This window comes from Vibrio sp. HB236076 (assembly GCF_040957575.1).
In the GTDB taxonomy this organism is placed as follows: domain Bacteria; phylum Pseudomonadota; class Gammaproteobacteria; order Enterobacterales; family Vibrionaceae; genus Vibrio.
In genome coordinates, this window is the sequence record NZ_CP162602.1 from 711,531 (window position 1) to 724,261 (window position 12,731).

The 12,731-nt window shown below is 44.4% G+C and carries 9 protein-coding genes and 1 pseudogene; 5 read left to right on the forward strand and 5 right to left on the reverse strand.

What is annotated here, in order from left to right:
- The first annotated feature begins 139 nt into the window (after positions 1-139).
- Positions 140-1,480, forward strand: coding sequence for a PLP-dependent aminotransferase family protein (locus AB0763_RS16505; protein ID WP_306099550.1), 1,341 nt, complete (start codon positions 140-142; stop codon positions 1,478-1,480).
- 194 nt (positions 1,481-1,674) lie between these two features.
- Positions 1,675-1,827, forward strand: a pseudogene (locus AB0763_RS16510) (IS66 family transposase); the annotation flags it as partial.
- A 508-nt stretch (positions 1,828-2,335) separates the two neighbouring features.
- Here the strand turns inward: AB0763_RS16510 and AB0763_RS16515 are convergent.
- The gene (locus AB0763_RS16515) at positions 2,336-2,920 is read right to left on the reverse strand and encodes an NAD(P)H-dependent oxidoreductase (RefSeq protein ID WP_306099551.1); all 585 of its coding nucleotides are present in this window, start codon (positions 2,918-2,920) and stop codon (positions 2,336-2,338) included.
- A 1-nt stretch (position 2,921) separates the two neighbouring features.
- Entirely contained in the window at positions 2,922-3,722 is an 801-nt protein-coding gene (gene dkgB, locus AB0763_RS16520) for a 2,5-didehydrogluconate reductase DkgB (RefSeq protein ID WP_306099552.1), read from the reverse strand.
- 110 nt (positions 3,723-3,832) lie between these two features.
- Between dkgB and AB0763_RS16525 the strand changes: the two genes are divergently transcribed.
- A complete protein-coding gene (locus AB0763_RS16525; protein WP_368644149.1) occupies positions 3,833-4,738 on the forward strand; it encodes a LysR substrate-binding domain-containing protein in 906 nt (301 codons plus the stop codon).
- A gap of 412 nt (positions 4,739-5,150) precedes the next feature.
- Here AB0763_RS16525 and AB0763_RS16530 read toward each other — a convergent pair whose 3' ends face one another.
- Complete coding sequence (locus tag AB0763_RS16530) at positions 5,151-7,211, reverse strand: heavy metal translocating P-type ATPase (RefSeq protein WP_368644289.1); 2,061 nt, start codon at positions 7,209-7,211, stop codon at positions 5,151-5,153.
- Between the two features lie 315 nt (positions 7,212-7,526).
- Here AB0763_RS16530 and cadR point away from each other — a divergent pair, with 315 nt between their 5' ends.
- Entirely contained in the window at positions 7,527-7,976 is a 450-nt protein-coding gene (gene cadR / locus AB0763_RS16535) for a Cd(II)/Pb(II)-responsive transcriptional regulator (RefSeq protein WP_306099554.1), read from the forward strand.
- Between the two features lie 517 nt (positions 7,977-8,493).
- On the opposite strand, the gene gcvP is transcribed toward cadR, so the two are convergent.
- Positions 8,494-11,355 carry an aminomethyl-transferring glycine dehydrogenase gene (gene gcvP, locus AB0763_RS16540; protein WP_306099555.1) on the reverse strand — a complete coding sequence of 954 codons (2,862 nt, stop codon included), beginning with the start codon at positions 11,353-11,355 and terminating at the stop codon, positions 8,494-8,496.
- 40 nt (positions 11,356-11,395) lie between these two features.
- A complete protein-coding gene (gene gcvH, locus AB0763_RS16545; RefSeq protein ID WP_306099556.1) occupies positions 11,396-11,776 on the reverse strand; it encodes a glycine cleavage system protein GcvH in 381 nt (126 codons plus the stop codon).
- A 299-nt stretch (positions 11,777-12,075) separates the two neighbouring features.
- Between gcvH and AB0763_RS16550 the strand changes: the two genes are divergently transcribed.
- Positions 12,076-12,699, forward strand: a complete 624-nt coding sequence (locus AB0763_RS16550; protein ID WP_306099557.1) for a helix-turn-helix domain-containing protein — start codon at positions 12,076-12,078, stop codon at positions 12,697-12,699.
- Positions 12,700-12,731 lie beyond the last annotated feature (32 nt).

Genomic DNA, 12,731 nt, shown 5'->3' on the forward strand with positions numbered 1-12,731 from the left:
TTCAATGTCTTTTTTTATAAGTTACGCCTCAAATTGAACTATGTCAATTGTGGTTGTGTGTATTTATTTGAAATAGTAAAAACCCAAAAGACATATGTTATAATTTATTGAGAATTAGGATCGTCCCAGGAGTCTCCTTGTGAGTAATAGTAAGTTCATCCGTATAGCAGAAGTTATAGAGCAGAAAATTGAAACAGGTGAGTTCCCGCCAGGTTCAAAACTACCCACTCATCGTTTACTCGCGAAGGAGCTTGGAACGACACCTGCAACCGTTGCAAAAGCTTATAAGTTGCTTAATGACAGAGGGTGTTTAGAGTCATTTATTGGTCGTGGTACGTTTGTTAGAGCAAACTCGGAACTTGACAAAGCCATCCAAGCTGCCGATGAAGAAACAAACTTTAACTTCTCTATCCTTCAACCTTACCTGGAGAAAAATGTACCTGTATTGAAGAATGTCTACCGACAATCTGCGGAGTTACTGACCCCTTCTGTGACTGGGTATGTTGAGCATTCTGGTCATGAGGTCCATAGAGCTGCTGGAGTTAAATGGGCGAAAAAGTACGGCTTAGAGGGGGCAAACAGCGATAATATGTTACTGACAAATGGGGCGCAGCACGCTTTGTCTTTACTCGTTGATACTTTGACTAAACCAGGTGACACTATTCTAGTCGAACGACTTACCTACCCAGGTATTTTGGCGATTTTAAATATGTCTGACCGTCATGTAATTGGTGTAGATCTTGATGAGTATGGTTTATGCCCAGAAGCTTTGGCGAGTGCAATTGATGTACATCAAGCTGTAATGGTGATAGCGATTCCCAGTCATCAAAACCCAACAGGTATCTCAATGCCGGAATCCCGAAAAAAGGAAATAGCAGGAGTTATCAACGATAAGAAAGTCTGGCTGGTTGAAGATGATATTTATTGTTTTTTAGATGATGAACCAGTGCCTCCAATTGCTAACTTTGCTCCAGATTATACGTTCCACATTTCTGCGTTATCTAAGGCAATTAGTCCTGCAATGCGTTGTGGCTACTTAAAAGTCCCGGAAAATCAGATAACGGCTCTCAACGCAAATATTCGAACGAATATTTGGCTTGCCTCTCCCATTAATTTTATTGCAGCAACATTGTTAATTGAATCTGGTGATGCTTTTCGGTTAGCGGACCAGCAAAGGGAATTGGCGAATGACAGGCAGAAAATGGTAAGGGAGATTTTTACATCTACAGAGTTCGCAGCTTCTGGATACCATATTTGGCTACCATTAGCTGCTCATTGGCAGCCAGATCGATTTGCGATGGAAGCAAAAAATCGAGGTATAATAGTTACCAGTGGTAGTTACTTCTGCGCAAATAATGAAAGTACACCACATGTCAGGTTGTCTTTGATGTCAATCGGGAATGAGGCTCGATTGAGAGATGGTTTGAATCAGATCCAACGATTATTGGATTCTGACATTAATCGTTTTTTCCCATACTAAAGGCTCAAGCGAATTATTTTGAAGTCACTAAGGTGTTGATGAGCTTGGTGTAACCGGTTGCGGTCAAATTTTTCGACCACATAATTGGTAGGAAGCCACCCGTACAAAAACTGGCTATGATATGGAATTGTGATTTCACAAAGAATTCCACGAGCCAACCGGCTATGTCGGTAAGGAGTGGGGCACTGAATTTAATCGCCTTATACCTCAATCAAAACAGTCGTGCGAGGGCATGCCCTGTTGCCTTCTTGGCCCATGCACGGTGTAAGTTCATGGATGCGAAGAAGCTTCAAGGGAAAGGTAAGTCAGGCAAAGCAGATAAAGCGCAGGCCAAAATCCAGAAGCTCATCAGCTATATCGCCCCGTGGGTTGATGGGGCGGATACGATGCAAGTCATGGGTAAGGCGCATACCGTGGAGGTTGGGGCAAAACGTTATCTGGATGTCCTGCTCGATGAACAAACCTTTACCTCTGGCATTTGGTGGGGCAGCGAGAAAGGCATGACTGGAAAGCTGGCCGATCAAGTCGCTCATTGGCCTGAAATCATTGGTAATACGTCAGCACAAGACGATGCCAATACCGTGATTCACGAGTTTATTGAGTAGAGTAGGTTGAATAAGCGGCACAGAGTGATTTACTGGGCCGCTTATCGGTAGAGGAGGGCTGTGGCAATAACTCAATGCTCTCCTGATTTTGACCGAATCGCCTTAAGGGGCAAATGCCCTCAAGAGTTGTCGTTGACAACGAATCGTCAATGAAGATACTCGACTACTCACCTCTCTAAATAAGGAGGTGGGTAGAAAATAATTCAGTGACCACTAGGTCCGATCAAAACGTGGTGATATCGGCTCTAGATTAACTGGAAAACACAGTCTTTAAATGCAGTTTATACCTCTCAAAGTCGTTTTCTATTTGGGGATTTTTTATGACATCATTACACATAAATGTGCTCAGAGGCGTCATTCCCAAGAACTGATGAGCTTTATGAAATGGTAGGTATACACCGTCCACCCCCACGCCTTCAAAGAACTGAGAAGGATCAGTAAAAGCGTCTTGTGGGGCATTCCATGTCACCGAAAGCATATACTTTTTCCCTTGAATCAACCCACCGGAACCATATTTGGAGTTTCTATCACTTCTTGTCCGGCCATCGCTTTGATACAAACGACCGTGACCAATAGTAAAGACATCATCGATATATTTTTTTACGATCCAGGGCGCTCCCATCCACCATGCTGGATTTTGGTGGATCACAACATCGGCCCACAACCACTTTTCTATTTCAGTCTCTATGTCGTAGCCGCTATCAACTTCAGTAACCTTTACGACATGGTTTAATTCAGCCAAATAATTTACAGCTAATTCTACTAAGCTACTATTAAGTGCCCCTTGGGAGTGAGCAAACTTTTTACCGCCATTAATAATCAATACATTACTCATATTAATCGTCCCATTTTGGAGCAAGACCATCAGGGCTAACTTGACGCCCGTTACGCTCAAGGCTATCGATCAATTCAATGTCCTCACTCAATAGTTGGATCTGCTGAGATTGAAGATTGTTGATTAGATTGTTACGTTTGGTTGAAGACGGAATAACGGCAAACCCCTTTGCCAATGCCCAGGCCAGTACAATTTGCGCAGGAGTCGACTGATACTTGCTTGCGATATCATTAATCAGAGGATCGTTTAAAACCTGGCCATACCCCAGCGTCATATAAGACGTCACTTGTATGCCGTTTTCTTGCATAAATGACACCAGTTTACGGTTTTGTACAAATGGACTTAGCTCAATTTGATTGGTTGCAATATTGTCTTGGCCAACCGCATCAAAGGCTTTGTTTAACAACTCGATATTGAAATTTGATACACCAATTTTTCTCGTTAACCCTAACGATTTTGCCTCAAGCAGGGCTTGCATGTACTCTTCGACATTTTCGTTTGTACCTGGCCAATGAATCAATGTTAGGTCAACATAGTCAGTGTTTAGTTTTTCTAGGCTTTCCTTGAGGCTTGGAATGAGTTTGTCCTCAGACATATGGTCTACCCAGATTTTTGTTGTGAGGAATAACTCTTCACGGGGCAATTTAGATTCTGCCAGTACTTCGCCAATACTCGCTTCGTTACCATAGATTTGAGCGGTATCAATCACACGGTATCCAACTTCCAATGCATTGCGAACGGAATCTTTCACCACTTCACCTTCTAAACGAAAAGTGCCGACACCAAATGAAGGGACTGTCATGTTATTTCCTTAATATTTTTGTTGAACTTGTTGTTGACCGTCACTTTACTTACTCAAACCTATTCCATAAAGTAAACATTAGTTAATTATAAATTTACAAAAGGTAACGAATGAAATCGACCTTGGATGAAATGAAAGCGCTGATCGCTGTTGCAGATACAGGAAGTATAAGAGGGGCCTCGGAGATGCTTTCTATAACGCCAGCCGCAGTGAGTAGAACGATCTCTAGGCTCGAAGCGAAACTAGACACCACCTTACTCAATCGGACTACACGTAAATTGAGTGTGACTTCAGAAGGTGGCCTTTATTTGAAAAGAGTTCGCAAAGTGCTCGAAGAAGTTGAATTAGCCGAAGGACAACTCAGACGCCAGAAAGATACGCCCTCAGGCTTTTTGCGCATCAATGCGGCCACGCCGTTCGCGATTCATGGGCTTGCTCCGTGCATTTCGCGCTATCAATCCCTTTACCCTGATGTTCAAATAGAGTTGACGACAGACGAAGAAAACATTGATTTAGTCGGTAAACACACCGATATTGCTATCCGCATTGGTCAGCTCAAAGACTCTTCATTAAGAGCCGTATTTATCGGTAGCAGCAGAATACGCATTGTCGCTAGCCCTGATTACTTAAAGGAATTTGGTGCACCGAGTGGCATCGATGAACTGTCTAACCATAGGTTATTAGGGTTTAGTCGGCCTGAGATTCTGAAAAACTGGCCGCTCAAAGATGAAAACGATAAGATTTTTAGAGCAATGAGTGACTTGCAAGCCGATAACGGTGAGGTGCTCCGACATTTAGCACTAAGTGGGGCAGGTATCGCATGCTTATCTGATTTTATGACATTCAGTGACAGGCAAAATGGCCGCTTGGTGGAACTGTTCCAAGAGTCCTCGCTCAAAATAGAGCAACCCATTCATGCTATTTACTATAAAAACTCGGCAACTTCTTTGCGGATCTCATCATTTATCGCCTTTATCAAGGCAAACCTAAATGTTGAGAATAATGAATTTATGTAGTTTGTCTTTATCGACCACGATAGAACGCGCTCATGAGTCACTCGATGATTTAACTCCCTGAGAGTATTTAGCAAGGCATGAAAGCAGGAATAACTTTCATTTGCAGTGTCACTAAAACAGGGAAGGTTACAAGACGGCTAAAGCCAACGGCCTCATCCTCTACGATTACATGGTCAAGTGCATGAAAGAGCTGGCGAAAGCTGAGCTAGATATCGATGCACTCCTACCTTTGAACTTCAAACATTAGCTATATAGCCCCGTGGGTTGATGGGGCGGATACAGAATATCCCAACAAGTGTCGAGGTAGTTAATGTTTTCAAAGTAACTCCATATCAATAAAAATGTATATCAGTCTCTATTATGGTTAAGCCAAACCTATGATGATATTTACCACAATGAGTAGTTTAGGCCATTACTTCTTCAGCAGCCTCAACCCATTGGCTACAACAAGTAAGCTTGCGCCAACATCAGCAAAAACTGCCATCCACATAGTACCCACGCCAGCAAAAGTTAGGACTAGAAACAGGGCTTTTATAGCAAGAGCAAAGCTAATATTCTGTATCAGTATTTGGTAGGTACGTTTAGACAAGCTGACAAATGTCGGGATTTTTCGTAGATCATCATCCATCAATGCGACATCAGATGTTTCAATGGCGGTATCAGTTCCCATAGCACCCATAGAGAATCCAATATTTGCAGCCGCCAGCGCAGGCGCATCATTAATGCCATCTCCCACCATACCTATAACACCGTTACTTGAGTAAGTTTCAATAGTACGATACTTATCTTTAGGAAGCTGATTGCCATGAGCTTCGTCAATACCGACTTGAGACGCAACTGCTGATGCGGTATGAGAGTTGTCTCCAGACAGCATGATCGTTTTAATGCCCAAATCATGGAGCTGTTGAACTGCGACACGACTACTTTCTTTTACAGCATCTGCCACTGAAAATAGTCCCAGAACTTGGATACCGTTATGAAGCAATGACACGGTCTTACCTTGTTTTTCTAACTTAGAAATTTGGTTTTTAATGTCCGCAGGTACAGTAAAGTGTCTCTCTACAAGGTTCTGATTGCCCAAATAATATTTTTGTTTGGCGATTGTTCCAGATACGCCTTCGCCTGCAATGGCTTTAAAATCGCCTACATCAATGCTTTTTTGAGTAGATAGCGCTGTGGCAATAGCGGTAGAGACTGGGTGGTCAGATAGATTTGTAAGATTAAACCCTAATGAGCAAACAGAATCTTCTGTCCATTCGTTGAAAGTTATAACGTCAATCAACTTTGGTTTCCCGTAGGTAATCGTCCCAGTTTTATCTAAAGCTAGTGCTTCTAGTTTTCTCCCCTGCTCAAGATACACACCTCCTTTAATCAAGATGCCTTTACGTGCTGCCGCTGTCAGGCCGCTAACAATAGTGACAGGCGTAGAGATAACAAGTGCACAAGGACAAGCAATCACTAACATAACAAGCGCTTTGTAAATCCAATCTAACCATTCGCCATACCCCAAAATGGGTGGTAGCACAGCAACTGCGAATGCAATCGCAATGACAGCGGGTGTGTAGATTTGAGAAAAACGATCAACAAAACGTTGAGTCGGAGCTTTAGCACCTTGAGCTTCTTCCACTGCATGAATAATGCGTGCCAAAGTCGTATTGTGAGCTGTTGCGGTCACTCTATACTCAAAAGATCCAGCTTGATTGATCGTTCCTGCAAAAATTGAGTCACCTTCAATCTTATCGACTGGCATACTTTCACCAGTAATAGGGGCTTGGTTAATGGTGGTCTGCCCTTTAATGATATTGCCATCGAGACCAATACGTTCCCCAGGTTTGACTCTGACAGTGGCACCAAGTTGCACGGTTTGAGCATCAACTTCTTTCCAAGAGTTGTCTGATTGCTGAACTATCACCGTATCCGGTGTTAAACTCATTAATGAGCCGATAGCGTTTCTAGCTCGGTCGAGTGATTTTGCTTCAATTAGTTCAGCAATAGTAAACAATACCATTACCATGGCCGCTTCTGGCCATTGACCAATAATAAATGCACCAGTAACCGCAATACTCATCAATGCATTCATGTTGAGATTAGTATTGCGTATAGATATCCAGCCTTTTTTATAAGTTGTTAACCCACAAGAAAGTACAGCAATTAATGCTAATGTGGCTTGAATCCACTCCGACATCCCCATCCAATGTACTACTTCCGACCCTATCGCTGAGATACCAGCCAAAGCCAATGGCCACAATGGTTTCTCCTTTTCATGAGGAACTTTGTGAACCTGACTTTTATCAGATACATCTGGCTCAAACCCAAGTGAACGGATAGCAACTAATATTATATCCAAGGAATCTGTTGTATGAGTGACTGTTAGTACCCTTTGCATCAAATTGAATTCAAGGCTCTTTACCTGATTCATCCCGCCAAGCTTCTTTTGAATTAACTGCTCCTCAACGGGACAGTCCATTTGCATAATACGAATTTCAGTACGGACATCATTTCCTACCTTTTTAGAACCAGATAAGCTCTTAAGTTCGCTCGGAGTAGGCGTAGAACATGAACCACAGCCATTTTGATCATGCTGGAGAACAGTTTCAGTATGTTGATGATCATCCTTGTTCTCTTTTGTTATATGCGAATGGTTATGTGTTGAACTACAGCATGTACTTGTGTTCTCACTAAGATGTTTATCCGTACAATCACTCATTTTCATCATCTCTATCATGTACTATTATTATCATTAAAAAGCCTGATCCAACTACAGAGTCAAGAACTAAAAGGGGCATAAATGAAAATTGGAGAACTCGCTAGACAGGCAGACTGTCCAGTAGAGACCGTTCGATACTATGAAAAGCAAGGGTTACTGCCTAAACCTCAAAGAGAAATGGAGAATAATTACCGTCGTTATGATGCCACCCACTTAGAAAGGCTCTTGTTTATCCGCCGTTGCAGAGCTTTGGATATGGCCCATGATGAAATACGAGCACTGTTGGAAGCGATGAACTCTGATAGTGTATCCTGCTCTCCCATTGATACGGTTATTAGTCAGCATCTTGAGCATGTACAAGATCGAATCAAAGAATTGAAACTTTTAGAGGGCGAGTTGAAAAAACTGAGAAATGAATGTGATTCTAGGCGTTCGCTGGAAGAGTGTGGCATTGTAGAAAAATTAAATGCTAGCGAAAAGGTTATCTCTACGATTCCTAAAAAAAGCAAACATTTAGGTGGGGTTCATTAAAGGACTGGCTTCAATAATGGTATTCCAGTCGCAACTACAGTCAGTCAAGATTTACTGATACATTCGTGGAAGTTCAAATTGTCATAGGCATGCTAAACTATGAAATCAGTTTGTTCAAAACTCAGAATTGAGGCTCGATGTACTACATCTATACTTATTGAATGACATATTTTGAACCTCTAATGCTGGACTTGAACTAAATCGCGGTAATTAAAGCGCACGCTATTGTCCATTTAAGACAGATTTTATTTAAATTCCGTTTGTTCGAATCTTATTCACATTCCAGTTCATCAAATGACGGAGTGCATAGCGAAACATCACTTTTTTTATACCAGACAAGTTACTACAAATGAGCCTCTAATTTGATTAACGCTAGTTAGCTTAGTCCACAAAGAAAAAAGCGAACCTTGTAAGGGTTCGCTTTTGAATTATTAGGAATTAACCAACTCCATTAAGATAACCATCTTCATTAAATCGTTAACCAACTTAATTAGTTATCCTCAGCACACCAACCCCATCATTGATACTCTTCAATACTCGGGCAAGAACACACCAAATTGCGATCGCCATAGACATTATCGACACGGTTCACCGTTGGCCAATACTTATTGCCCTTCAAACCGTCGGCAGGAAAACACGCAATGGCTTGCGAATACGGATACGGCCACTGCGCCAGCACCAAATCAGCTTGGGTGTGGGGCGCATTACAGAGCGGATTGTTATCGGCTGGCCACACGCCTTGCTCAACGTGCTCAATCTCTTGGCGAATGGCAATCATGGCATCACAAAAACGATCCAACTCGAACAAATCCTCGGATTCGGTCGGCTCAATCATCAAGGTGCCAGCGACCGGGAACGACATGGTCGGGGCATGAAAACCATAGTCCATCAAACGCTTGGCAATGTCTTCTTCAGAGACACCGGATTGCGCCTTGAGCGGACGAATATCAATAATACACTCATGAGCCACTCGGCCTTGCTGACCGCGATACAAAATCGGGTAGTGGGGGGCTAAACGCTCGGCAATGTAGTTGGCACTTAAAATGGCCAATTCGGTCGCTTGAGTTAACCCTTTATCACCCATCATGGCAATGTAGGCCCACGAAATAGGCAAAATCGACGCTGAGCCAAAATCGGCCGCCGCCACCGCAAACGCTTGACCGTTTTCACCGCCTTCAATGTGGCCTGGTAAAAAAGGCGCAAGATGAGATTTTACCCCAATTGGCCCCATACCTGGGCCGCCGCCGCCATGCGGGATACAAAACGTCTTGTGCAAATTAAGGTGCGACACATCCGAGCCAATAAAGCCTGGAGACGTGAGCCCTACTTGGGCATTCATGTTTGCGCCGTCGAGATACACCTGACCACCGGCTTGGTGAACGCGCTCACACACTTCGGCAACGCGATCTTCAAACACGCCGTGGGTTGACGGGTAAGTGATCATAATCGCGGCGAGATTCTCGTGATGCTGCTCAATTTTGGCGTTGAGATCATCAAGGTCAATATTGCCATCTTGATCGCACTTGACCACCACCACTTTCATCGACAACATCGAGGCGGTAGCCGGGTTGGTGCCGTGCGCTGAGCTTGGGATCAAACACACATTGCGATGGGCCTCACCACGGCTGGCGTGATAGCGCTGAATGGCAATCAGCCCAGCATATTCACCACTGGCGCCGGAGTTCGGTTGTAAGGAAAAACTGTCGTAGCCGGTGATCTGACACAGCTTATCGACCAAATCTTGGGTTAACGCATGATAACCTTTGGCTTGGTCTTTAGGGGCAAACGGGTGCAAATTGGCAAACTCAGGCCAAGTAACGGCCAACATTTCCGTTGCCGCATTGAGCTTCATGGTACAACTGCCGAGCGGGATCATACCGTGAGTGAGAGAGAAATCCTTATTCTCCAATTTTTTCAAATAGCGCATCATCGCGGTTTCGTTGTGATAACGATTAAAGACCGGATGAGTCAAATAGTCACTGTCGCGGCGACAAGAGCTCGGGATGGCAGCAAACTCATCTTGGCCAATGTGAGCCGATAATAGGTTCACGTCTGCCTCAACACCAAAGGCGGCAAGCAACTGCTCGATATCGTCAATTGAGGTAGTCTCATCACAACTGATGCCAAGCTGGTTTGGCAAGGTGCGCAAGTTTAACCCTTTGGCTAACGCCGCCTGATAAATGGCCTCGGTTTGCGCGCCAGTATTGACCGTAATGGTGTCAAAGAAATGGGCATTCGCCAAAGAAAACCCATTTTCTGTTAATGCCTTAGCAAGGATAGCGGCCATATGATGGGTACGACGAGCAATCTTCTTCAGCCCTTGTGGTCCGTGGTAGACGGCGTAAAATGCTGCCATATTGGCTAACAAGGCTTGCGCGGTACAAATGTTCGACATCGCTTTTTCACGGCGAATGTGCTGCTCACGGGTTTGCATGGCCATGCGAAGGGCAGGTTCACCATGGCGATCCACGGACACACCAATGATACGCCCAGGCATACTGCGCTTAAATTTATCTCGGGTCGACATAAAGGCAGCATGAGGGCCGCCATAACCCATAGGCACACCAAAACGCTGACTCGAGCCGACGACCACATCGGCGCCCATCTCACCAGGCGGGGTCAATAAAGTGCAAGCCAGCAGATCGCAAGACACAGTCACCAAGGCTTTGTGTTGATGACACTGTGCAATCACATCGGTTAAATCGCGAACCTCGCCTAACGTACCTGGGTATTGTAAAAACGCGCCGTAACACTCAGTGCTCTCGAGTTGCTGCACATCACCAATCACCAATTCAATATCGAGGTAATACGCGCGGGTTTTTAATACCTCAATGGTCTGAGGGTGCGTTTGGTCATCGACAAAAAAGCACTTGCTCTTACTCTTACTGGCACGAAAACACAGCGTCATTGCCTCGGCCGCGGCGGTGGCTTCATCGAGTAAAGACGCATTGGCGATGTCCATGGCGGTGAGATCCATCACCATTTGCTGAAAGTTGAGTAAGGCTTCTAAACGGCCTTGAGAGATCTCGGGTTGATAGGGCGTGTAAGCGGTGTACCAACCTGGGTTTTCCAGCACGTTGCGCAAAATAACATTGGGGGTCACGGTGTCGTAATACCCTTGGCCAATGAAACTGCGATTTAGGGTGTTAAGATCAGCGTAAGATTGTAACGCCTCGATGGCTCCGCGCTCGCTTAACCCTGCCCCTAAATTGAGGTGATCACTGACGCGAATACTCGACGGTATCGTTTGCGCGATCAAATCCGATAAAGACTCGAGTTGCAGTGCCGCTAACATCCGCTGTTGCTGTGACGCGTCAGGGCCGTTATGGCGGGATATAAATTCATTGTCAGTGTGCAAAGTTTGCAGTAAATCACTCATGGGACAGCCTTAATTCCATTAATGTCAACGTAGGGGAGGGTTATTCTTCTTCGATGGTCGCTAAATAGACATCTGCGGCTTGCAAATTGTCTAACTCACTGTGATCGGCAAGCTTAATTTTGGCAATCCAACCGTCTTCATAAGGCGAATCATTGATAAGCTCTGGGCTGTCTTCTAAATCTTCGTTCACCTCAATGATCACCCCAGAGACTGGCGCATAAATATCGGACGCGGCTTTTACCGATTCGACCAACGAAAAATTATCGCCCGCCTCAACCTCTTGCTCTAACTCTGGTAATTCAACAAACACCACATCACCGAGCATGGATTGTGCGTGTTCAGAAATGCCGACCGTGACCGTGCCATCGCCATTGTCTCTCACCCATTCGTGGCTTTGTGAAAATTTCAGTGTCGTCTCCATTGCAACATGCTCCTTGTATCACCGTCATTGTGGTGTGAATTGTGGGATGAGTGGATCACATAGGTTTACCGAGTGAATCCTTGCGGACAAACCGAAAACGACCTGTGAGATCACTCCATTTTTTAATCAATTATTACGCCAATAGCAGTAATGATCGAGCAATAAACATACCGATTAATCACAATGAATTCAATAAAAAGTTTCTTATAGGAAACATTAGTGAATTTAAAGCCAACCAACTACCGTTTATGGCAATATGCGGTATGATAAGAAAAAGACAAATAAACATGAGAATCGCCATGGAGAATGACATCCAAGATGAATACCCGTCATTAAAATTAGAAAAGCAATCAGACAGCGCAGTCGAGCCGTTAAAACTTGGTGAGCGCATCAAAGACATTCGTCAAACCCTCAATTACACCTTAGAAGACGTGAGTCAACGCACCGGTTTGGCGCGCTCAACCCTGAGTAAAATAGAGAACGAGCAAATTTCTCCAACCTTTCAAGCGATGCAGAAATTAGCGCAAGGGTTATCGATTGGCATGCCGCAGTTATTTGCGCCGCCGAAAAAGCGACAAGCGATGGGCCGCCGTGACATCACGCGTGTAAATGAAGGTAAGCCACACCCGACGCAAACCTATGAACACGAATTGTTGGCAACGGATTTATCGAATAAAAAGATGATGCCATTTAAGAGCCGAATTCGAGCCAGACACTTTGATGATTTCCCCGATTGGGTGCGCCATGATGGTGAAGAATTTCTGCTCATTTTAGAAGGCGAGGTAACACTGTTTACCGAGTTTTATGAACCCTTGTCACTGTGCGAAGGCGATTCGGTTTACTACGACGCCAACATGGGGCACATGCTGATTTCCACCAGTCAAGAAGACGCCTTGATTCTTTGGGTAACCTCAAACGGTTAAAGTCACACCGATATGGCATGCACCAAGCGTGA